Below are 22931 nucleotides of genomic sequence, written 5' to 3' on the forward strand. Positions count from 1 at the left end.
CACAACATTCTGCCGGAACACGCATCTAAACTAGAGGCATGGCGAAACGACGAGCCTCTTTGCTTCTGACTGCTTCACTGCTTCTTTTCCTCGTTTGCCAACGTGCGTCCGCAGATGCGCGCTTTGACCTGGTGGGGCCGAAGATCGATGTCCGCGTGACCCGCAGCGGGGTGACGCTGCCGATTGCCGCAGTGCCCAACCTGCAGCCGGGAGACCGGCTATGGATCCATCCTGACCTGCCGCCGACCCAATCGGTGAAATACCTGCTGATTGTGGTGTTTCTACGCGGAACGACCAATCCTCCGCCCCCGGAGTGGTTCACGCGCATCGAGACATGGCAGAAGAGCGTGCGCGAAGAAGGCATGTTCATCACGGTGCCACAGGAGGCGCAGCAGGCGGTGATGTTTCTGGCCCCCGAAACGGGAGGCGATTTTTCGACGCTGCGGTCTGCCGTACAGGGACGACCTGGAGCGTTCGTCCGAGCCTCGCAGGACCTGCTCGAAGCCGGCTTTGAGGAGGCGCGGATAGAGCGCTATATCGCCGACATTCGGCGTGTACCGCCAGCCGACCCGGCGGAGCTGCAGAAGCACTCCGACCTGCTGGCGCGGACGCTGGCGCTGAAGCCCAACGCCGATTGCTTCAAGCGGTCGGTGGACACACAGTTCACGTGCCTGACGCAGTCGGGATCGCAGATTGTGCTGGACGATGGGCATGGGCAGACGATCAGCGACACGCTGAATGGACCGGCGTCGGACCTGATTGCACAGGCGAGCTTCACGCAGGCGGCAGGTGGCGGTTTGTACTCGGCGTATGTGGGCGCAATTGTGGACGTGGTGCGCATCATGGGCAATCTGCACACGGCGCAGTACCAGTACATTCCGGCGATCAGCTTTCCGCAGGCGGAGCAGATGAACCTGCGGTTGAATACCCCGCCGTCTTTTCATAATCCGAAGTCGGTGCTGGTGATTGCGCTGCCCGCGGTGCGCGCAGCGGTGCTGCCCCCGCTGCGGACGGCCGACCCGAACCATGTCGCGTGCATGATTCAACCGTCGGTGACGCTGCCGGTGGAGGGGGCGCCGCTGGTGTTCTCGGCTGACTTTGCGCACAACATGGTGCTGCATCTGAACACGCCGCCAGGTGCTCCCGTGGAGGCGGATATCCCGCTGACTCCGGATGCTTATTACGGAGGGCTGGTGTTGCAACAACTGCCGAAACATCACGTCCCCCTGACGGATACACCGCCGGGGCCGCGGCCCTTGGATGCGCAGCGCGGTGGCAACGCTGCTGCGCCGGCGAAGAAGCCGACCGAGCCGGAGCCGGTATTGTTGACGGGGACCGTGCAGGGAATGTGGGGATTTGACCGCTTCAGCGGGCCGACGCTGCCGCTGCAGCAGCTGCCAGGCAGCGGCTGGCACATTGTGACGCGGGGCGGAAGTGGAGATCTGATTGCAGGCAAGAAGACCGAGCTGCTGCTGGCCTCGACCGGCACGGCCTGTGTACATACGATCACGGCGCGGCCGAATGGGACGAAGGCGAACATCCGCATCCCGTTCAAGGCCGAGCCGCTGACGCGTCCGCCGGACACGGACTCTGCAACGCAGCCACCGATTGACCCATCGGCTCCGCTGTCGGATGTGCTGTCACTGGCCGTGCCGGTGGATCAGAACATTACTCCGGGCGACCTGAACCTGAGCATCCAGCAGTATGACCAGCCGAAGCCGGACGAGGTAGCGGCACGCACCTTTGCGGAGCCGGCGACGGTGACGTCCGTGGAGCTGCATGCGGGAGATCGTTTGGTTGAGTTGACCGGGACGCACCTGAACGAGATCAGCCAGCTGACGCTGGGCGACTTGTCCTTCGCGCCGACAAGCAGCGGGCTTACCGATGTGGATTTTCTGGAGCTGACGCTGGGGCAGAACACCCCGCCGCCTTCAACACACCAGGGAGAGAAGCTGATGGCGAGTCTGAGCCTGCGCGATGGGCGCGTGCTGACGGTGCCGGTGACAGTCTCCGCGCCGCGGCCCTCGGTGAGCCTGCTGTCGAAGACGGCGACGCCAGACAAGTCGATCGTTCAACTGACGAACCCGGATGACCTGCCATTGAGCTCGCAGCTGACGTTTACGCTGAAGAGCCAGAGCCCGTTTCCGCGCAATGGGGAGATTGAGATCGACACGCTGGATGGGACACTGCGAACGGTGCTGACGCTGGCGCCCTCGGGCGGCCTGCTGCTGCAGGATCCACACACGGTAGTGGCGACCCTCGACCCGCTGCGTTCGTTTGGACCGAGCGCGTTTGGCGCGCTGCACCTGCGCGCGATCTATCCCTCGGGGATGGAAAAACCGATTACAACGCGGCCAGGTGTTCCTACTCAGAACGGCGAGATTGCGGCGCGGCTGACGGAAGACCTGTCGCAGGGTGCGATGGATGCAGCCGCACACCCCGCTGCGGAGCGCAATCCGGACGGCACGCTGAAGACAACCACGAACGATACGGCGAGCGTGAGCGACTGGGTGCCGCTGGCGACGCTGGTGCGGCTGCCCAAGCTGACCCAGCTGCAATGTCCGGCGGAGGTGACGCAACCTTGTACGCTGACGGGCAGCGATCTGTTCCTGGTGCAGGCGGTATCGAACGACCCGGCGTTTGAGAGCCCCACGGCGGTCCCAGACGGGTTTACCGGGACAACGCTAACGGTGCCGCACGCATCGGCGTACACGGTGTTCCTGCAGCTGAGGGACGACCCAGAGGCGATCGACTCGGCGGTCTTCCCTGCACCGCCGCCACCGGTGACGGCGCATGTACACCATGGGGGAGCGAGGTCGTCGCATAGCTCGAAGGAGGCTGCGGCGGAGGGCTCGGGCTCTACTGCGACACCGACAGCTCCTGCAGATGGTGGAACGACAGCTCCCGCGGCGGGGACGCCGGCCTCTCCGAACAGCCCGGTAACGACTCCGTCGACGACAGGGACAGGCGCAACGCAGAAGAGCCCGGCGACGAAGCCGGGCCCCTCTAAAACGCCTTCAACTGCACCGCCTGCTACTCCGCAATAGGTGTGTCACCTGCATCGAGCTCGCCAGGCAGCTCGTGCAGTTGCACACGGCTGTGCTTCTGCCCGTAGGTGAAGTAGACCACGAGGCCGATGATGAGCCAGATGATGAGCCGCGCCCAGTTGAGCCACCCAAGCTTGATCATCATGTAGCCGTTGAAGAGGATGCCGAGCACAGGCACCAGCGGCACCCAGGGCGTGCGGAAGGGGCGCTCCTTGTTAGGGTCGGTGTGGCGCAACACCATGATGGAGATGCAGACGATGACGAAGGCCAGCAGCGTGCCGATGTTGACCATCTTGCCGATGTCGTCGATGGGCGTGAGCGCGCCGACGATGGCGGCAATCGTGCCGACAAGGAAGGTGTTCTTGAACGGTGTGCGGAACTTCGGATGCACCTCGGCGAAGAATTTCTTGGGCAGCAGGCCGTCGTTCGCCATGGCGTAGAGAACTCGGGTCTGGCCGAGGAGCATGACGAGCATGACACTGGTGAGACCGGCGAGCGCGCCCGCAGTGATGATGTTGCTGGCCCAGGGCAGGCCGCGGTCAAGGAATGCACGCGCGATGGGAGCCTCAATGCTGACCTGCTGCCAGGGCACCATGCCGGTGAGTACAGCGGCGACTCCGATGTAAAGCAGCGTGCAGACAGCCAGCGAGACAATGATGCCGATAGGAAGATCGCGCTGCGGGTTCTTAGCCTCCTGCGCGGTGGTGGAGACGGCGTCGAAGCCGATGTAGGCGAAGAAAATGTACGCCGCACCTGCGCCGATGCCCGCAAAGCCCATGGGAGCGAATGTGTGCCAGCTGCTGCCCCAGTTGGCAACGTGCACGTAACGCGAGCCGAGAACCAGTACAAAGAGCACTACAGCGACCTTGACGGCCACGATGGCAGTGTTGAACTTGGCCGACTCCTGAATACCGATGGCGAGGATACTGGTGACGACGAGAGCGATGAGGAAGGCCGGGAGATTGAAGCCGATCTCGTGGCCGAAGAGGACGGGCGCGGCGAGGAAGACGTGGGCGCGGGCCATCATGTCGGCAGTAGGCGCGTCCTTGAGCGCGCCGAGCTTGGCGATATAGTCCTGCGTGCCCGGCACGTAGCTGGCGTAGTTGGAGGCCATGATCTGGCGGCAGACGTTGTCGAGCGCGACGCCGAGCGCGGTCCAGTGGTCGTAAGCCAGCCAGAGCGGAAAGTGGATGTGGAAGATTTCGAGGACTTCGACGAAATAGTTGGACCAGCCGGAGCTGACGGTGCTGGCGCCCATGGCGTACTCCAGCGTGAGGTCCCAGCCGATGATCCAGGCGATGAGTTCGCCGAGTGTGGCGTAGGCATAGGTGTAGGCGGAGCCGGCGAGGGGGATCATCGCGGCGAACTCGGCGTAGCAGAGGCCGGCGAAGGCACAGCCGAGGCCGCTGAGCACGAAGGAGAGCATCAGGCCCGGGCCTGCGTAGTGCGCTCCAAGGCCGGCCAGGACAAAGATGCCCGCTCCGATGACAGCACCGACACCGAGTGCCGTCAGCTGAAAGGGCCCGAGCGTTCGTTTGAGTGTGTTTTCACCCGTGGCCGAGGCCTCGGCCATCAGCACATTCATCGACTTCTTCGCAAAAAGATTCGCCATCCGTTATTCAAACTCCCTGTTTCTTTTCCGTGCAGTCTGCCAGACCCAGTACACCGGAACGCCGAGCAAAACGAGCAGCAGCCCCGGCCACGTGTATTGAGGCTTGTATCGCAACAGTACACCACAAATCCACGTTGCCATGACGATATACAGCGCGGGCAGCACCGGGTACCCGAAGGCTTTGTAGGGCCTCGGCGTGTCCGGCTGGGTGCGGCGCAAGACGAAGAGGCCGCCGATGGTGAGGATGTAGAAGACCAGCACGGCGAAGATAACGTAGTCCAGCAGGTTGCCGTACTGGCCGCTGAGGCAGAGCAGGCAAGCCCAGGCGCACTGCATCCAGAGCGAGTTTTTTGGCACGCCGGTCTTGGCGTCGAGGACGCCGGTGCTCTTGAAGAAGAGGCCGTCGTGGCTCATGGCGTAGTAGACACGCGCGCCGGCGAGTAGCATGCCGTTGACGCAGCCGAAGGTGCTGACGAGGATCGCTGCGGCCATGAGCTTGGCGCCGATGCCGCCGAAGGCCGCCTGCATGACAGCGGTGGCGACGCGGTCCTGCGGTACGGTCTGGATCGCGGATATCGGCAGCACGCTAAGGTAGACAAAGTTGCAGCCGATGTAGAGCAGCAGCACGACTCCCGTGCCGATGGCGAGCGAGAGCGGCAGGTTGCGCTTAGGGTCCTGGATCTCGCCGGCAGTGAAGGTAACGTTGTTCCAGGCGTCCGAGCTGAAGAGCGACCCTACCTGCACGATGGCGATGGCTGTGAGGCCACTGACAAGGGCCGCTCCGCCGCCAAGGCCGAGGAAGGAGCCGATCTGGATGGGATGCGTCGTGGTGAGGTTCGCGCTCGCCCAGAAGACGTGCCAGTGAGGGCCGAAGTTGGTGGCGACGGCGATGGCATTCTTGGCGAAGAGGCCTACAGCGATGACCGCGAGCAGCGAGAGCACCTTCGTGCTGGTGAAGACGTTCTGGATCGCCGCGCCGGTCTTGATACCGCGGGTGTTGGTGAAGGTGAGCAGAACGATGATCGCGATGGCCGCGAGGTTCGCAGTGCTGAGGCCGACGTTCCCGCTGCCGACGTGGATGATCCAGTGGGTCTGGCTGACCGACGGAAAGAAGACGCCGAGGAACTTGCCGAAGGCCACGCCCACGGCGGCGATGGTGCCGGTCTGGATGACGGTGAAGAGCGTCCAGCCATAAAGAAAGCCCCAGATGGGACCGAGCGATTCGCGCAGGTAGACGTATTGGCCGCCGGCCTTGGGCATCATGGCGGCGAGCTCGCCATAGCTGAGCGCGCCGATGATGGTCATGAGCGCGGTGACGATCCACGCGGCGACCAGCAGTGCGGGCGAGCCGAGCGTGCGGCTCATGTCCGCCGGGACGATGAAGATGCCCGAGCCGATCATGGAGCCCATGACGATGGCCGTGGCCGAAAACAGACCGAGGCCGCGCACAAAGTGCGGCGCGCTGGTTTCTGTCGTTGAACCCTGAGTGGGAGCCGATGGAGTCACTTCTCCAAACCCTATCGCAAACACGCGAGAAAGTCTTCCACGGACTCGGCGAGCGTTTGCCCAGGCGCAAAGAGGCCGCTGATGACGGCAACGGAGTCTGCGCCGGCGTCGAGGACGCTGCTGGCGTTGTAGCGAGTGATGCCGCCGATGGCAACGAGCGGTTTGCTGGTGAGAGAGCGGGCACGGCGGACGCCTTCGAGTCCGACTGGTTGTTCAGCGTCGGGTTTCGTAGTTGTAGAAAAGACCGGGCCGATGGCGATGTAGGCTGCGTCGGTCTGGTCGGCCGCGAGGACCTGCTCGTCCGTGTGCGTGGAAAGGCCGACGATTCCCTGCTGGCCGATGTTGCGGCTAAGAACTTGTTGTGCGTCGGCGACGAAGAGGTCTCCCTGACCGACGTGGACGGCTGACCAGCCGGCGAGGGCTGCGAGGTCTGCGCGGTCGTTCATCACAAGCAGGCAGTCGCGGCTGGCGAAGGCTGATGTGATCTCGGCGGCAGCGGCCAGGATTTGCTGCGGTGGATTGACCTTGTCGCGGTACTGCACGAGGCCGACGCAGGCAGACACAAGTGCCGCCGCGAAATCAGCGACAGCTATGCTGCGCGCATCGAGCGTGGCGCGGTCGGCGATAGCGTAGAGCCTGGGCAGTGAAAGCACGGTTGTCCTGAGCGGCGAAGGCTAAACAGCTAGCTGCTTCGCCAGCTTCTCGCGCTCGAGGAAGCGCTCCATGAACTTCGTATCGAAGTTGCCGGAGCGGAACTCTTCGTCGGCGAAGATGCGCTGGTGCAGCGGGATGGTGGTGTGGATGCCCTGCACCACAAACTGGCTCAATGCACGCTGCATCTTGTCCATGGCCTCGACGCGGTCCTTGCCGTGGCAGATGAGCTTCGCGATCAGCGAGTCATAGTACTGCGGCACAACGCCCTCGGCGTACTGTGCGGTGTCGACGCGGACGCCGTTGCCGCCGGGCAGGTTGTAGACGGTGATCTTGCCAGGGCTAGGCGTGAACTTTTCGGGGTGCTCGGCGTTGATGCGGCACTCGATGGCGTGGCCGTTGATCTTCGGGACTTCGGGGACGATATTGCTGAGCTTTTCGCCCGCGGCGATGCGGAGCTGCGCCTTCACAAGGTCGACGCCGGTGACCATCTCGGTGACGCAGTGCTCGACCTGGATGCGGGTGTTCATCTCGATGAAGTAGATCTGGCCGTCCTCGTCCATCAGGAACTCGATGGTGCCGGCGTTCCAGTAGCCGATGTCCTTGAGCGAGCGCTTGATGACCTTCGCCATCTCCTCGCGCTGCTTGGGCGTGATCTGGAGACTGGGGGCCTCTTCGATGAGCTTCTGGTGGCGGCGCTGGATGGAACACTCGCGCTCGCCGAGGGACATGACGTTGCCATGCTCGTCGGCGAGGACCTGAAACTCGATGTGGCGCGGGCGCTCGATGAACTTCTCCATATAGAGCTCGCCGTTGGAGAAGGCGTTGAGCGCTTCAGTGGAGGCCTGCTGGAAGAGATTGGGCAACTCCTCCTTGGTGCGCACGATACGCATGCCGCGGCCGCCACCGCCGGCGACAGCCTTGAGGATGACCGGGTACTTAATCTTAGCGGCGGTTGCGAGCGCTTCCTGCTCGTCCTTCAGCACGCCGTCGGAGCCCGGGAGGATGGGCACCTTGGCGTCCTTCATCGTCTGGCGCGCGGTGGACTTCTCGCCCATCATGCGGGTGACCTCGGGACGCGGGCCGATGAACTTGATGTTGCTGGCGCGGCAGACCTCTGCGAAGTTGGCGTTCTCGCTGAGGAGGCCGTAGCCAGGGTGAACGGCGTCGGCGCCGGCGATCTCCGCGGCGGAGATCACGGCGGGGACGTTGAGGTAGCTGTCCTTGGAGGGCGGCGGCCCAATGCAGATGGCCTCATCGGCGAACTTGACGTGCAAGCTGTTGCGGTCGGCTTCGGAGTAGACCGCGACGGTGCGGATGCCCATCTCCTTGCACGCATTGATGACGCGCAGCGCGATCTCTCCGCGATTGGCGATTAGAACTTTACGAAACATCAGACACCTTTGATCTCTTCGTGCAAAAAAATGACTTTGCTTGTTTTCTTTACTTGATCGCGAACAGCGGCTGGCCGTACTCGACCGGCTGGCCGGGCTGGACGAAGATCTTGACGATCTTGCCGGCGGCGTCGCTCTCGATCTCGTTCATCAGCTTCATGGCCTCGATGATGCAGAGGACCTTGCCGACGGAGACGGTATCGCCAACGGCGACGAAGGCCGGTGCGTCGGGCGAGGGCGCGGCGTAGAAGGTGCCGACGATGGGCGACTTGACGATGTGTGCGCCGTCTTCTTCGCTGGGGGCCTTGGCAGGCTCATCCGCCGGAGCCGCGGAGGCGGCAATCGCTACGGGTGCAGCAGGAGCCGGGCCCGCGCCGCGCGAGGCTGCGAGGAGCGCTGCTAGCTGGCCCGCGTCCACACCGGACGAGGCAGGGGCAGCGGCGCCCTGGAACTTGAGCCCCACCTTCAGGTCCGGCCGCTCCATCTCAAACTCGGCGATGCCGCTGGCCTTCAAAAACTCCACCAGCTCGCGCAACTCTTTCAGATCATTCCCATCCATCGGTCAAAACTCCTCAAAACTATCGTGCTGATTGCTATAGCTCAATCCAAACCTTGGGGCTGGCTGCGGTCAACACCTCGCCACCCCGTTGCGTTACGCGCACCATATCTTCGATGCGCACTCCAAACTTGCCGGGCAGGTAGGCCCCGGGCTCAATGGTGATGACCATGCCGGGCTCCAGGACCTGCTGCTGCTTTGCGGCGACGCGCGGACCTTCGTGGATCTCCAGCCCGACGCCGTGGCCGGTGGAGTGGCTGAAGGCCTTCTCCAGCTTTGCCTTTCGCAGCACTGAACGCGCGGCCTCATCGACATCCCCGCAGGTGATACCTGGCCGCACGGCTGCTACGGCCGCCTGCTGGGCTTCCAGCACCGAATGATACACGTCCCACTCCTGCGGGCCCGCCTTGCCGAGGTGCACGGTGCGAGTCATGTCGGAGCAATAACCGTCGAGAACGACACCAAAATCGAGCGTGACGAAGCCGCGGCGGGGCAGCCTGGCCTTCGTGGCGTGGCCGTGAGGCAGCGCCGAGCGCACCCCGCTGGCGACGATGGTCTCAAAGCTCATGGCCTCAGCCCCGGCGAGTCGCGCCTGGAACTCGAGGTTAGCGGCGACCTGCACCTCTGTCGCGCCAGGGACGATATGCTCCAGCACGCCGTCGAACAGGCGACAGCCCAGAGCGGCGGCGCGGCGCATGATGGCAAGCTCGTCTATGTCCTTGATCTCGCGGAGCCGGGCTACGAGGCCGTCGGCGGCGACGAAGAAGCTGCGCCGCAGCTTGCCCGGGATGGCCTTGCGCAGGGCGTCAAGCTCGGAGACGGTGGTGTGGGAGGCGTCGTACGCGCAGCTGGTTGCGCCTTGGGCGGCGAGCCAGGCGGCGGCGCGTACCGAGGGTGAACCCTTGTCGATGAAGACCCGGAGGCCCTTGGCTTCGGCGCGGGCCTGGGTAGTGTAGCGGCCGTCGGTAAACAGCCATGCCCGGCCGCCGAAGAGGGCGACGGCGCCACTGGAGCCAGTGAATCCGCTGAGGTAGCGGACGTCCGGCCCGTGCGTTGCCAGCAGAGCGTGTGCGCCCGCCTTTTGTGCAGACTCGATCGCCTGTCTGCGTCTTGGTCCGTGCTGCATCTGATTATTTTACCTATAGTTGAGCTGCGCGTTTTCATCATTCCGGCAAAGGCCGGCTGGCTATTCGCTATCATGGAGTATGTCTTACGGTTCGGGCGTGCAGAGCGCCCCCAAGCCCGGCGCTTCCATCACTCGCCGCAGCTTCATGGTGGGAGCGGGCGCAGCCGCAGCAGAGCTGGCAGGCTTTGCCTCCACCCGTGGACGCCACCAGCTCCAGACCACAGAGCGGACCTTCGACATCGCTAACCTGCCGGACGCCTTTGTCGGCTACCGGATCGTGCAGCTGAGCGATATTCACATGGAGGAGTACACCGAGGCCTGGTACCTGGAGCGCGTGGTCGCAGTGACCAACGCCCTGAAACCAGATCTCGTTCTGCTGACAGGCGACTTCGTCAGTCGCGGGCCGCTGTCTCTGAAGACATCGTGGCGGGCCGCCGGGCTCTGTGCGGAGATCCTGACCGGACTGAAGGCGCCGCAGCGCTATGCGATCCTGGGCAATCATGACGTCGCCGTTGGCGCCGAGCATGTCATCATGCCTCTGCGTGAGCATGGGACGCCGTTTCTTGTGGACAGCTATGTGGCGATTGAACGCGGCTATGACCGCATATGGCTCTGCGGCACCGACGATGCCACGACAACTCCCGACCTGCGGACGACAGTCCCGCCCGACCCACGCGCCCCTGTGCTGCTGATGTGCCACGAACCGGACTACGCCGACGACCTGATGAAGATGCCGCAGTTTTCGAAGGTAGACCTGATGCTCTCCGGCCACAGCCATGGTGGACAGGTGCGGCTGCCGTATCTGGGGCCGTTGATTCTGCCACCCGGCGGGCGCAAGTATGTGGAGGGCCACTACCAGCTGGGTCGTACCCAGCTCTATGTCAACCGAGGGATCGGCACAGTGGGCATACCCCTGCGCTTCGACTGCCCTTCGGAGATCACGCACATCACGCTGCAGCGCGCTTGACACCCCGCAACACACCTAACGCGCGCGTACCACCGGCTTCTTCACCGCAGGATCGACCGCGACAGGCGGCGCCACTACACCGCTCTTCTCGTCCATCCAGTTGTCCAACAGGCTCTTGCGAAAACGCCAGCGGTTGCCCAGCTTGAAGGCCGGCACAAAACCTTCGGAGGCGTAGCGATAGAGCGTGTCCCCGCTGATGCCCAGGTACTCCGCTGCCTGGCGAATGTCCATCACCTCGCGAATCGCGACTTGTTCTTGTGCACCTGCTGGCATCGCCGTCTCCTGTCTTCGGGTGGAACCCGTCTTCCGGGTTCTTAGGGGTTCTCTCCCGGTAGTTGCTGTTGTACCGGATTTTCCACAGGGTTACAAGCGGAAGGGGAACCATATTGACGGCGCAGAACTTACCCAGCTAAGGGTTGCAAAGTAGTTACTATAAAAGGAGTTACGAATCATGCGAGTCACCGACACCTCAAGCATCGCAGTAAGGAAAATCGGGATACCACTGAGATGAATAAGCTTACCTCTCGCGATGCCACCAGGAAGACCACAGAGCTTCCTGGCCGATAACCTCGGTCGGCTCTCCTGGCCGAGGTGACCAGAGGCGCACGCCTCGTTCGTTTGCCAGCTCGGAAATGCGCTCCATGGGCTGCCGCCACCCGTGCAGGGCCAGGCTGAAGAGCCCCCAGTGAACCGGCATCAGCAGGCCGGTCGCACCCATCGCCTGATAGGCTTTTACGGCGTTGTCCGGTCCCAGGTGGATGTCGGGCCAGAAGGGCGAGGATGCGCCGATCTCCAGCATGGTGAGATCGAAGCCGCCCTGGTATTGCGCGGCGATCTGGGCGAAGCCGTCCCACGGGCCGGAGTCTGCGCCGTAGTAGATGCGGTGCTGCAAACCTTCAAGCACAAACGAGCTCCAGAGCGTTGTAAAGCGGTCACTGATGCCGCGGCCGGAGAAGTGTCGCGAGGGCCACGCGGTGATCTTGAGCCCGGCCAACTCGGCGCTCTGGGTCCAGTCCAGCTCGGTGATGCGCTCGGCAGCAACACCGAACTCGCGCAGCCAACGGCCTACGCCGAGTGAGGTGACCCACCGGGCCTGCGGCTGCAGACGCGCCAACTGGCGGACGGTGGAAGCACCGAGGTGGTCATAGTGGTCGTGCGAGATGATGACGGCGTCAAGCGGCGGCATGGCTTCGAGTGCCAGCGTAGGAGCGAAGAAGCGTTTGGGGCCCATCCAGCGGAATGGGCTGGCACGCTGTTCCCAGACAGGGTCGATAAGAATGCGGACGCCGTCGATCTCCACCAGCGACGAGGAGTGCCCGAACCAGGTGACGCGCAGGCCGCTGGCCGGAGGTGTCGCGTAGAGGCTGACATCGGTTGGGAACGGCCCGAGCGGCTGCTTTGGCTCGGTCTCCTCGCGGTTGAAGACGTACTGAGGCAACACCTTGAAGACGGTGCTGAAGCCGCCCACCGTGGTCGGCATGGGGTTGAGATAGGCCTTACCGGCCTTCTTCGCTCGCTGCAAAAGTGTCATTTCAGAATTGGATGCAGCAAGGCCTCGAAGTTCTTCAACTCGGTGTTGTGGGGCATTACTCACGATACAGGGCGGCGATCTCGTCCTTGTACTTTTCGAGGATGACGCGCCGCTTCAGCTTCATGCTGGGGGTGAGCTCGCCGCTATCAATGTTCCACTCCTCAGGGACGACAAGGACGCGCTTCAGCGTCTCATGCTGCTCGAGGCCGGCGTTCACCTTCTTGACGATGCTCTCGTATTGCTTTTGCACCTTGGGGTTCTTCACGAGAGCATCGCGCTCCCCTGCGGGGACGCCGTTCTGATCGGCCCAGCGCACCAGCGCCGCGATGTCCGGCGAGATGATCACGCTGGCGTACTTCTTCATGTCGCCGACGACAGCGGCGTTGCTCACTAGGCCATCGGCCTTGAGCTTGCCCTCGATCGGCTGCGGCGCGATGTACTTGCCGCCGGAGGTCTTCAGCAGCTCCTTCTTGCGGTCGGTGATGGAGAGGTAGCCATCTTCCACCTTGCCGATGTCGCCGGTCTTGAACCAGCCATCGGCAGTGAACTCCTTCTTCGTCTCCTCCTCGCGGCGCCAGTAGCCGGCGAAGACAGAGGTACCCTTCACTTCGATCTCTCCATCATCTGCGATGCGCAGCTCGATGTTGGGGATGATGCCACCGACGGTGCCAATGCGGTAGCCATCGAAGGTGTTCCGCGAGAGCACAGGCGAGGTCTCGGTGAGGCCGTAGCCCTCAAAGACGCGGATGCCGAGGTCGAGGAACCATACCGATGAGTCCATGCCAAGCGGCGCGCCGCCCGAGACGAAGAGCCGTGCGTTGCCGCCGAAAGCCTCGCGCAGCTTGGAGTAGACAAGCTTGTCGGCGAGCTTCCAGAGCGGCGAGCTGGGCTGTTTGCCCGCCATGATCTCCTTGCTATGGCTCTTGCCCACGCCCTGCGCCCAGTGGAAGATCTTCTTCTTGAGGCCGGTTGACTTAGATTCAGTTCCCTGCCGGATCTTCTCGTAGACGCGCGGCACGGCGAGGAAGATGGTCGGACGGACGGCCTTCATCGCGCCGACTAGGTCGTCGAACTTAGGCAGATAGGCGATCTGGCCGCCGTTGCCATAAATGGCGTAGTCGAGGTGACGCGCGAGCGCGTGGCTGAGCGGCAGGAAGGAGATCGACGAGTCCTTCGGACCGATGTACAGACCGTCGGTCGAGTGGCGCAGGTTGTCGGCGAGGTTCTTATGCGTGAGCACCACGCCCTTGGGGTCGCCGGTGGTACCGGAGGTGTAGACGATGGTCGCCAGCTCTTCAGGCTTGGTCTCGCGCACCATCGCGTCAAAGCTGGCGTCGGGTTTCTCCAGGCCGACCGCGCCTTTGAGCGCTGCGGAGAAGCTCTCAACGTTGCTGCCGAAGTCGCCTTCGTCAAAGATGCAGACGTGTTCGAGGGTCGGGACCTCACCGGCCTCGCAGAGTTTTTTGAACTGCTGCTTGCCGGAGAGGATGAAGGCCTTCGAGCCGGAGTCGCGCAGAATGTAGCCCATCTGCTCAGGCGTGAGCGTCTGGTAGAGCGGCACGCTGACCGCTCCGATGGCCAGAATGGCGAAGTCGACAACCGGCCACTCCCAGCGGTTCTCGCTGACGAGGGCGACGCGGTCGCCGCGCTGGATGCCCCAGCGGCGCAGTAGCTCGACTGCCGCGCGGACGCGGCCGTACATTGCCTGCGAGCTGATGGGCTTCCAGTCGCCGTGGTCCTTCCACTGCGCCACGGTGGTGGAGCCGCGCTGGCTCATAAACAGGAACAACTCGTTGATCGTCGAAAAATCCAGCATCCAGTCGTTCTCCCAAAAGGGTTTGGCCGTCGTAGGGACGGCTGTCAGCAGCCCGCAGTCATCTTACCTGCTGGGCTTTGCTCTTGGATGCACAGGCCAACGTAGACCGGCCAGCGCTTCATCGAGAAATATAGTTTCTAAGGAAACTGTTTCCATATAATCTTCTTTTCATGGACAACCGAAGAGCAGCCGGCACGGAGATCAGCGGCCTGAAGAAGCACACCGGCTTCTGGCTCTGCTTCATCTCCAACTACGTCTCCCATGCCTTTGCGCGGAAGCTGATGGACAGCGGCCTCACGGTCGCCGGCTGCTACTGGGCCTACCTCACCGGGCGCCGGGTTGTGTACCTCAGCCGTAAGGGAGAGATCCACATTGAGGAGTTCCCTCGCCCGCAGGCGTAGCTAAGGTGTAGTTATGGGTTCGTATCGGCGGTTGGCCCATTCTGCGGAGCGACCTTCGGGAAGTAGCCGGCGCGGGTGCGGACCTGCAGGTTGCGGAAGCCCTTCTCTTTGGCCTCGACGTGGATCTCACGGTAGCCGCCGAGCGAGGGCGGCTTGGTGGAGCGGTACTCGATGGTGTACTGCGCGCGGATGTCGGCAGCTACTTCCTGGGTGATTCCATCGACGTCCTTGAGCGCCTTCGGGAAGTAGGCCACGCCGCCGGTCTGGGCGGCGAGTTCGCTGAGCACCTCGCGGGAGTGGCGCGCCTCGCTGCGGCTGGTGTCATCGCCAAAGAGCAGGCCAATGCAGTAGATCGCGGGGCCATCGAGGTCCTGCACGCGGCGGATGGTCTGCTCCAGCGTGGCGCTGGAGGCGTTGTCGTCGCCGTCGGTGACGATAAGGAGAACCTGCTTGGGACGGTGCGCGTTCTTGGCCAGGTAGTCGGCCGAGGCGATCACGGCGTCATAGAGTGCCGTGCCGCCGCTGGACCGGATGTAGCTCAGGCCCTGCTGCAGCTTGGCGATCGAGTTGGTGAAGTCCTGGTCGATGTAGGCCTCGGAGCTGAAGTCGACGAGGAAGGCCTCGTCCTGCGGGTTGGAGAGCCGGACGAGGTCCAGGCTGGCGGCATCGACCGCGGCTCGCTTGTCGTACATGGAGCCGGAGCTGTCGATGAGGATGCCCATGGAGACGGGGACATCCTCGTGCCGAAATCCGATGATGGTCTGCGGCACCCCGTCCTCATAAACATGGAACGAGGACTGGCCGAGCGAGTCGACCGAACGGCCCGCGCTGTCGATGACGGAGGCGTTCAGACGCACCTCGTAAGCGTCGGCATGCAGGATGTACTTGCCGTCCTCTTTGGAGATGGTATTGCCAGTGGCCTGCGCGTCCCCGCCAGGCTGGGCCGGGGGCGGCGCGTTGCCATCGGGCGAAGGCACCGGGTCGGAGTCCCGGGAGAGATCGGGAGCGGGTGCTGCGTGGCCCGGGTTCTGTGGCACAGCCTGCGGAGCTTGTGCTCCAGCCCGTGCTACACCTGGCAGAAAAGCTGCCAGCAGGATCAAACTTCCAGTCCAAGTCTTACAGTTACTGCGTTGGTGCATAGTACCCCTCGCGACTATGCGCCATGAGCGCAGGCAAGCCTGGCGGTGGAATGAGTCGCACCTTCAATTTACGATATTGGCCGTCCCGCTTGCGATCCGAAGGGGTATAGCCAATGACATATTCATCGCGTAGCTCCTCGCTGATGCGCTCGGCGATGTCGGCAAGGTCCTGCAAGTCGAGCACCTTGAAGAGCCTGCCGCCGGTCGCTGTGGAGATATCGTTCAGCAGGATCGGCCCATTCTGCTCTTCTTCGGTGGCCGCATACTGGTCGAAGATGCCGATGGAGTAGATCTGGACCTCACTCTCGCGGATGACCCGCTTCAGCTCGCCCTCCGTATACCGGCTGCGGTTGTCGCCGCCATCGGAGATCACGAGCAGGGCCTTGCGCTGCCATTTAGCCGACTTGAGCTTGTTCACGCCCAGGTAGATGGCATCGATCAGCGCGGTCCGGTTCTGGGGCTTCAGCATCACCATTCGGGCTTCTACATCCTCCACATCCGACGTGTAATCGACCAGGATCGCCGGCCGGTCGTTGAAACCTACGACGAAGAACTCGTCCTGCGGGTTGCAAGTGTGCAAAAACTCGCTGAGCGCTTTGCGCGCCCGGATGAACTTGGACTGCATGCTGCCGCTGAGGTCAAAGACGATGCCGATGGAGAGCGGCGCGTCCTCGGTACCGAAACTTTTGATGGTTTGCTGTAGATTGTTGTCGAATACCGCGAAGTTTTCCTTCTCAAGCCCGGTAACGAGGCGGTCCATGGGATCGGTCACGCTAACCGGCACCAACACCATGTCTACATTCACGCGGATCTCCCCGCCGTTGGCCGAAGTGGCTCGGGCTGCGACATCACCGTCGACGATCGCCGGTTTCAGGTCCTTGGGCATCGCTGGAGGCGGCGGCGCAGCGGTATGCACATCGTTCAAGGGGTTCTCCTGGGCCCTGCACGGCACCCCACACCACACCAGCAACGCCAGAACGCCGCCTGCCCCCATCCAGACTCTCCAGCTAACGCTCATACATCAACTCCGCCGGGGCCCACTTGCTTTGCGCCCTACAGTACCGCAATTTCCGCTCCGACGCATAACTATCTGCTCCCGCATCCGCGCCGCGCAACTAACGACGGTCACGTTTGCGAGGACGCCGCACGATGCTCGAGGCACATTTCCCATAATTGACCGCCTATCGAGCGTGTGCTCTAATTCGCGCGTCCGTCTCAGCGTGCTTTTTCGCGTCCGGAACATAAGCATTTCGATCTGTGATGAGCTACCAGGAGGCAATTCAGTTATGCACTTTGGCGTACCCGCGGCCCTTGCTTTCATCCTGCAGAATGCAGTCCCCACAGCACCCTCTTCAAGCGACGCACTCTGGCTCTGGATCGCCCTCGGCGTCGGCTTCCTCGCCCTGATCGCCGCATTTGTTCTCGCAAAGATCGTCCTCTCGGCCGACACCGGCACCGTGGACATGCAGACCATCTCCAACGCCATCCGCGAGGGCGCAGAGGCATTCCTGGCCCGGCAGTACCGCACCATCGGCATCCTTGCCGTGGTGCTGGCCATCCTCCTCTTTTTGGGCTACAACTTCTCGCCGCGCACGCATGACGTCGCGCTGAAGACCGTGGTTGCCTTCCTCGTCGGGGCCATCTGCTCCGGGCTCGCAGGCTTCACCGGCATGTACGTCTCCATCCGCGCCAACATCCGCACTGCCGCCGCGGCTCGTAACTCGCTCAACGGCGCTCTGCAAGCCGCGCTGCGCGGTGGCGCCGTCACCGGCCTGGTGGTCGTCGCGCTCTCGCTCATCGGTGTTGGTGTGCTGTTCTTCGTCTTTGGCGGTCTCGACCACCCTGAGCAGGTTCCATACCAGCTCGTCGGCTTCGGCTTTGGAGCGTCGCTGGTGGCACTCTTCGCGCAGCTTGGTGGCGGCATCTATACCAAGGCCGCCGACGTAGGTGCCGACCTCGTAGGCAAGGTCGAAGCTGGCATCCCTGAAGATGACCCACGCAACCCGGCCGTCATCGCCGACCTCGTCGGCGACAACGTCGGCGACTGCGCCGGCCGTGGCGCGGACATCTTCGAGTCCACCGCAGCCGAGAACGTCGGCGCGATGATCCTCGGCGTCGCGCTCTATCCGGTCTTCGGCATCAAGGGCATCATCTTCCCCCTGATCGTCCATGCCATCAACCTCATTAGCTCGATCATCGGTGTAGCCATCGTGAAGACGAACGACACAGAAGACCCGATGTCTGCGCTGAACCGCGGCTTCTACGTCACCAGCGTGCTCGCTCTGGCGGGCTTCGCGTTCGCGGTGCACTCGATGCTGAACGGCCCCGGCGTCGTCTGGACGTGGCTGCTGGCCTGCGGTGTCACCGGCATGGTCACGGCGTTCCTCTTCGTCTGGATCACGCAGTACTACACCGAAAGCAAATACCGCCCGGTGCAGTCCATTGCAGAGGCCTCGCTTACCGGCCCGGCCACCAACATCATCAGCGGCCTCGCCGTCGGCATGGAGACACCCGCGCTGCCGGTGATCGTCATCTCCGCCGCGCTGCTACTCAGCTACTACTTCGGTGTAAAGGGCCTTGCAGGTGCGACCGACGCAAACGGTATGCCGCTGCACATCGCCAACTACGCCAAGGGAATCTACGGGACAGCCATCGCCACGATGGGCATGTTGAGCACCGCCGCCTACATCCTCGCGATGGATACCTTCGGCCCCATCACCGACAACGCCGGCGGCATCATCGAGATGTCCAATCAGGACGAAGCGGTCCGCGACAAGACCGACAAGCTCGACTCGGCCGGCAACACCACCAAGGCGCTCACCAAGGGCTACGCCATCGGCTCGGCATCGCTCGCGGCGTTCCTGCTCTTCTCCGCGTATCTGGAGGAGATCAAGTCCATCGTAACCTCCCGCGTCAACGACGCACTCGCCGCAGGCATTCCGGCCTACATGCCGCCGCACTGGTCGTTCACCAACATTAATCTCGCTGAGATTCCCGTCTTCGTCGGCGCTCTGCTCGGCGCGATGCTGACGTATCTCTTCTCTTCGCTCGCCATCAAGGCCGTAGGAAGAACAGCCCAGATGGTCGTCAAGGACGTCCGCGACCAGTTCCGCGAGAACCCCGGCATCATGGCAGGCACCAGCAAGCCCGACTACGCGCGCTGCGTCAGCATCGTCACCGGCGCGGCGCTCAAGGAGATGGTCCTCCCCGGCATCCTCGCCGTCGGCCTGCCCGTCGCCGTCGGCCTCATCTTCCGCAACTTCTCGGCAGTCTATGGCTCCGGCTCCGAAGGCCTGCTGCCCGGCGCGCTCTCCACGGTTCCGACCATCAACGGTGTCGCGGTCAACCTCGGCGGCGCGGAGGCTGTCGCTGGTCTGCTAATGGTCGGCACCATCTCCGGCATCCTACTCGCCATGCTGATGAACAACGGCGGCGGCGCATGGGACAACGCCAAGAAGTGGATCGAGACCGGCGTCTACGGCGGCAAAAAATCCGACGCTCACAAAGCCGCAGTCGTCGGCGACACCGTCGGCGATCCGTTCAAGGACACCGCCGGCCCGTCGCTGCACGTGCTCATCAAACTACTGGCGACGATCACGCTCGTGCTCGCGCCCCTGTTCCTGTAATTGACTCAAAAGCGAGAAGGCCGCCTCGTCCAAGGCGGCCTTCTTGGGATGCAGCTTGGCAACCGCCTTACTCCGGTCTACGCTGTACTCAGGAGATTGCCCATGACCACGGAAACCATCTCTCTCGCCTCGGAACTCGAAGCTGTTACTGCGCCTTTCATCGCCAGCGGCAAGTTTGCCAACGCCACCGAAGTCGTCCACGCCGCCATGGACGCCCTCCGCCACCAACTTGACGAGGCGGCCTATGACAAAGCGTGCGAACGAGCAGCTGAAGAAGGCGAAGCCAGCGGTCTGGTCGACTTCGACATCTTCGAAAGAGTTCGCGCCGAGCTTGGATTGAAATCAAGGGTTCGCGTCTGATGCCGAGGTTCGGTACTCCAGCAGAGCATTGGCCGACCTAAGGGAAATAGGAACTTTCACCCTCGAAAAGTGGGGAATCCAGCAGGCAGAAATGTATCTCGACGAAATCGACGATACCTGTGTGTTCATCGCCAAGAACCTCCGGGTCGGGCGGGTCTACGATCCCTCGCATCCAACTTGGCGAAGATTCGAGCACAAGAGTCACGTCATTCTTTACTCCCAAAACCGGTCCGGCGTGACCATCCAGCTCATCCTGCACAAGAGCCGTCTGCTGCCCTCGACTCCTCGCTGACAAACCTCCCCGTCCGCGCTATCCTTTCCCCGTCATCCAAATTCCACACTCTCCCGCCTCAAAGGAGACCCAGCCATGTCATCCATCCGACTACTCGTAGGAACCCGCAAAGGCGCCTTCGTGCTCACCTCCGACGGCGCGCGTAAAGACTGGACGATCTCACAGCCGCACTTCGCCGGTTGGGAGCTCTATCACCTCAAGGGCTCACCCGCCGACCCCAACCGTCTCTATGCCTCGCAGTCGTCCGGCTGGTTCGGCCAGCAGATCCAGCGCTCCGACGACGGCGGCCTCACCTGGAACCCGGTCGACAACAAGTTCGCCTACGATGGCACGGCCGGCACGCACCAGTGGTACGACGGCACGCCGCATCCATGGGAGTTCAAGCTCGTCTGGCACCTCGAGCCCTCGCTCACCGACCCCGACACCTGCTACGCGGGCGTCGAGGACGCGGCGCTCTTCCGCACCATTGACGGCGGCGCCTCATGGCATGAGCTGTCCGGCCTGCGCACCAGCGCCACCGGCCCCAACTGGCAGCCCGGCGCGGGCGGGCTCTGCCTGCACACCATCATCCTCGACAAGACCAATCCCGAGCGCATGGTCATCGCCATCTCCGCGGCGGGCGCGTTCCGTACCGACGACGGCGCGAAGACCTGGAAGCCCATCAACAAGGGCCTCTACTCCAAGTACATCCCCGACCCCACGGCGGAGGTCGGCCACTGCGTGCACCATGTCGCCATGCACCCGGCCAAGCCGCAGACGCTGTTCATGCAGAAGCACTGGGACGTGATGCGCTCGGACGACGCCGGTGACCAGTGGACCAAGATCAGCGGCAACCTGCCTACCGACTTCGGCTTCGTCATCGACGTGCACGCACACCAGCCGGAGACGGTCTACGTGGTGCCCATCAAGTCCGACGCTGAACACTTCCCTCTCGACGGTGAGCTGAAGGTCTACCGCAGCAAGTCCGGTGGCAACGAGTGGGAGCCGCTGACCAACGGCCTGCCACAGAAGGACTGCTATGTGAACGTGCTGCGCGATGCGATGTCCGTCGATCAACTCGACGACTGCGGCATCTACTTTGGCACCACCGGCGGCCAGGTCTACTGCTCGCCCGATGGTGGCGAAAGCTGGAGCGCGATTACGCACGATCTGCCCGCGGTGCTCTCAGTTGAAGCACAGACGCTGCCCTAAGCTATGCCTGCCGTCCGCGTCGACCTGCCCGCACCGCTGCGCCGCCTGGCCAGCATCTCCGGCCATGAGGTCACTCTCGACCTCGCGGCCGCGGTGACGCTTGAGGCGGTAATCCGGGAGCTGGAAGTCCGCTACCCTGCCCTGCGCGGCGCCATCCTCGACCACCACACGCAGCAGCGCCGTCCGTTCCTACGCTTCTTCGCGTTGAACGAGGACATCTCGTTGCAGCCGCTCGATGCACCATTGCCTTCCGCCATCGCCGACGGCAGCGAACCGCTGCTCATCATCGCGGGGATTGCTGGCGGTTAGACGATCTCGCGCTCCAGCACGATGAAGTGCAGATCGTCGCGCAACGGCTTGCCCAGGCGCTCGTCGCCATACGGAAACGGCTCGGTATCGCCGGTCTTCGTATAACCGCGCCGCTCGTACCACGCAATCAGCCCCACGCGCACATGCAGCACCGTCATGCGGATGCGTGTGCCTCCGCGCTCGCTGGCGTAGCCTTCAGCGGCAGCGAGCAACGTGCGTCCAAGCTGGCGGTTCTGGCGGTCAGGACGCACCGTCAGCAGGCCGAGATACCAGACGCCGCCAGCCTCCGGGTTCAGCCACGCCGTACCCAGCAGCGGGCCATCCTCAGTATCGCGCCACACCAGCAGAACGCCGTTGGGCTTGGCCGCCAGCTCTTCCCGCAGCGACGAATCGCTCAGGCGCTGCCCTTCGATAATTCCTTCTTCGACGTTCCAGCTCGCACCCGCGCCGGTGCCTCGATAGGCGAGGTTCGCCAGCGCAACCACCTCTGCAAAGTCCGCTTCCACTACAGGCCGCAAGATCATGGTGCCAGTTTAATCCCACGCGTCAGAAGCGGAAGTAAGCCCCCAGCATCGGCTCCGCTGTATGGAAGAACGCACCCGTGGAGGAGTATGCAGTCGCCAGTTGTGGGGCCTTGTACACGTTGCCGCGGTACTGCCCACGGATGCCGAGATGCGGCAACACAGCCCAGTCCACTCCGCCGCCGTATACCAGCACGCCCTTCGTCTGCGACTGTGCTCCATTCTGCGAGCCCGCAGGTTGGTTGAAGAGAATCCCGCCACCCGCCAGCAGAAATGGCCGCAGGTTCAGGATGTGCGCCGACACCTCATAGTCCGCAGTCACCTCATGCGCGTTCGCAGGCACAAACTTGTTCGCTGGCCCAACCACGTTGCACGTCGGGACAGGGTTTCCAGGGCAAACGACCTCCTCCGAATAGTTCTGGTCTGCCCGGTTCCATGCGTACGTCACCTCATACCCAAGCAGCGGGTTGGACTGGTGGTGCAACTCCACCAGCACACCCGCCTGGTTCGATGGGCTCTGGGTGACGCCATTACCATTCACCGTTCCGCTGAAGGCGCCATACACACTCGCAGCCACGTCGGTCTGGGCGTTCGCTGCGCTCGCCGTCGCTGCTGCCAGAGCCACCAGAACTGCAATCGTCCACCGTCTACGAGTCATAGGGTCCACTCCTCAGCTTGATACAGGAGGTCTCCATCCATGGCTTGCGTACCATCTCATCAGAAACCTCTGTATCCGATGCTCGCTTAGACGCGAGCCTGCACAAGGAGTTGCGCTGAATTTTGTACCGGAATCGAGCCCCACAATCACCCTGAATTCGCGCTGTCAAGCCCGAACAGTCTATCTTGAACATTCCATGCCAGATACGAGGATAAGACAATAGGCTCC

At 63.0% G+C, this 22931-nt stretch carries 21 protein-coding genes; 8 read left to right on the forward strand and 13 right to left on the reverse strand.

Annotation, left to right across the window (positions count from 1 at the left end; genetic code table 11):
• Positions 1-38: 38 nt before the first annotated feature.
• A complete protein-coding gene (locus tag GOB94_RS01660) occupies positions 39-3047 on the forward strand; it encodes a hypothetical protein (RefSeq protein WP_255484151.1) in 3009 nt (1002 codons plus the stop codon).
• Here GOB94_RS01660 and GOB94_RS01665 read toward each other — a convergent pair.
• Genes GOB94_RS01665 through GOB94_RS01690 form a run of 6 tightly spaced genes read right to left on the reverse strand, consistent with a single transcriptional unit; the run spans position 3034 to position 9892 of the window.
• Positions 3034-4659: an amino acid permease gene (locus GOB94_RS01665; protein ID WP_182277213.1), complete on the reverse strand. Its 1626-nt coding sequence runs from the start codon at positions 4657-4659 to the stop codon at positions 3034-3036. The genes GOB94_RS01660 and GOB94_RS01665 overlap by 14 nt on opposite strands.
• A gap of 3 nt (positions 4660-4662) precedes the next feature.
• Positions 4663-6165, reverse strand: a complete 1503-nt coding sequence (locus GOB94_RS01670) for an amino acid permease (protein WP_255484152.1) — start codon at positions 6163-6165, stop codon at positions 4663-4665.
• 11 nt (positions 6166-6176) lie between these two features.
• Positions 6177-6818 carry a thiamine phosphate synthase gene (gene thiE / locus GOB94_RS01675; RefSeq protein WP_255484153.1) on the reverse strand — a complete coding sequence of 214 codons (642 nt, stop codon included), beginning with the start codon at positions 6816-6818 and terminating at the stop codon, positions 6177-6179.
• Positions 6819-6839: 21 nt separating this feature from the next.
• Positions 6840-8210, reverse strand: coding sequence for an acetyl-CoA carboxylase biotin carboxylase subunit (gene accC / locus GOB94_RS01680; RefSeq protein WP_182277214.1), 1371 nt, complete (start codon positions 8208-8210; stop codon positions 6840-6842).
• 49 nt (positions 8211-8259) lie between these two features.
• Positions 8260-8769 carry an acetyl-CoA carboxylase biotin carboxyl carrier protein gene (gene accB, locus GOB94_RS01685; protein ID WP_182277215.1) on the reverse strand — a complete coding sequence of 170 codons (510 nt, stop codon included), beginning with the start codon at positions 8767-8769 and terminating at the stop codon, positions 8260-8262.
• Positions 8770-8803: 34 nt separating this feature from the next.
• On the reverse strand, positions 8804-9892 hold the full coding sequence (locus tag GOB94_RS01690) for an aminopeptidase P family protein (protein WP_182277216.1): 1089 nt from the start codon (positions 9890-9892) through the stop codon (positions 8804-8806).
• A gap of 79 nt (positions 9893-9971) precedes the next feature.
• On the opposite strand from GOB94_RS01690, the gene GOB94_RS01695 reads away from it, so the two are divergent.
• A complete protein-coding gene (locus tag GOB94_RS01695) occupies positions 9972-10859 on the forward strand; it encodes a metallophosphoesterase (protein WP_182277217.1) in 888 nt (295 codons plus the stop codon).
• 15 nt (positions 10860-10874) lie between these two features.
• Here GOB94_RS01695 and GOB94_RS01700 read toward each other — a convergent pair whose 3' ends face one another.
• The 3 genes from GOB94_RS01700 to GOB94_RS01710 all read right to left on the reverse strand — a co-directional run bounded on the left by GOB94_RS01700 (position 10875) and on the right by GOB94_RS01710 (position 14206).
• A complete protein-coding gene (locus GOB94_RS01700) occupies positions 10875-11090 on the reverse strand; it encodes a helix-turn-helix domain-containing protein (protein ID WP_182278366.1) in 216 nt (71 codons plus the stop codon).
• A gap of 286 nt (positions 11091-11376) precedes the next feature.
• Positions 11377-12390: an MBL fold metallo-hydrolase gene (locus GOB94_RS01705; RefSeq protein WP_182277218.1), complete on the reverse strand. Its 1014-nt coding sequence runs from the start codon at positions 12388-12390 to the stop codon at positions 11377-11379.
• 55 nt (positions 12391-12445) lie between these two features.
• Positions 12446-14206 (reverse strand): long-chain fatty acid--CoA ligase, encoded by a 1761-nt coding sequence (locus GOB94_RS01710; RefSeq protein ID WP_182277219.1) that lies wholly within the window; start codon positions 14204-14206, stop codon positions 12446-12448.
• Positions 14207-14376: 170 nt separating this feature from the next.
• Here GOB94_RS01710 and GOB94_RS01715 point away from each other — a divergent pair, with 170 nt between their 5' ends.
• Entirely contained in the window at positions 14377-14607 is a 231-nt protein-coding gene (locus GOB94_RS01715) for a hypothetical protein (RefSeq protein WP_182277220.1), read from the forward strand.
• An 11-nt stretch (positions 14608-14618) separates the two neighbouring features.
• On the opposite strand, the gene GOB94_RS01720 is transcribed toward GOB94_RS01715, so the two are convergent.
• A complete protein-coding gene (locus GOB94_RS01720) occupies positions 14619-15644 on the reverse strand; it encodes a VWA domain-containing protein (RefSeq protein ID WP_255484155.1) in 1026 nt (341 codons plus the stop codon).
• Positions 15645-15729: 85 nt separating this feature from the next.
• Positions 15730-16662, reverse strand: coding sequence for a VWA domain-containing protein (locus tag GOB94_RS01725; protein ID WP_255484369.1), 933 nt, complete (start codon positions 16660-16662; stop codon positions 15730-15732).
• Between the two features lie 370 nt (positions 16663-17032).
• Between GOB94_RS01725 and GOB94_RS01730 the strand changes: the two genes are divergently transcribed.
• From GOB94_RS01730 to GOB94_RS01750, 5 genes are all read left to right on the forward strand, one after another.
• Positions 17033-19372, forward strand: coding sequence for a sodium-translocating pyrophosphatase (locus GOB94_RS01730; RefSeq protein WP_182277223.1), 2340 nt, complete (start codon positions 17033-17035; stop codon positions 19370-19372).
• 102 nt (positions 19373-19474) lie between these two features.
• The gene (locus GOB94_RS01735) at positions 19475-19732 is read left to right on the forward strand and encodes a hypothetical protein (protein ID WP_182277224.1); all 258 of its coding nucleotides are present in this window, start codon (positions 19475-19477) and stop codon (positions 19730-19732) included.
• Positions 19733-19760: 28 nt separating this feature from the next.
• Positions 19761-20024 (forward strand): type II toxin-antitoxin system RelE/ParE family toxin, encoded by a 264-nt coding sequence (locus tag GOB94_RS01740; protein WP_182277225.1) that lies wholly within the window; start codon positions 19761-19763, stop codon positions 20022-20024.
• A gap of 75 nt (positions 20025-20099) precedes the next feature.
• Positions 20100-21215, forward strand: coding sequence for an exo-alpha-sialidase (locus GOB94_RS01745; protein WP_182277226.1), 1116 nt, complete (start codon positions 20100-20102; stop codon positions 21213-21215).
• A 3-nt stretch (positions 21216-21218) separates the two neighbouring features.
• Entirely contained in the window at positions 21219-21524 is a 306-nt protein-coding gene (locus tag GOB94_RS01750) for a hypothetical protein (protein WP_182277227.1), read from the forward strand.
• On the opposite strand, the gene GOB94_RS01755 is transcribed toward GOB94_RS01750, so the two are convergent.
• Together GOB94_RS01755 and GOB94_RS01760 are read right to left on the reverse strand one after the other, a co-directional pair.
• Positions 21521-22048: a GNAT family N-acetyltransferase gene (locus GOB94_RS01755; protein ID WP_182277228.1), complete on the reverse strand. Its 528-nt coding sequence runs from the start codon at positions 22046-22048 to the stop codon at positions 21521-21523. The two genes, GOB94_RS01750 and GOB94_RS01755, sit on opposite strands and share 4 nt — an antisense overlap.
• Positions 22049-22070: 22 nt before the next feature.
• Positions 22071-22703: an outer membrane beta-barrel protein gene (locus tag GOB94_RS01760; RefSeq protein WP_182277229.1), complete on the reverse strand. Its 633-nt coding sequence runs from the start codon at positions 22701-22703 to the stop codon at positions 22071-22073.
• Between the last annotated feature and the right edge of the window lie 228 nt (positions 22704-22931).

This window comes from Granulicella sp. 5B5, assembly GCF_014083945.1.
GTDB lineage: Bacteria > Acidobacteriota > Terriglobia > Terriglobales > Acidobacteriaceae > Granulicella.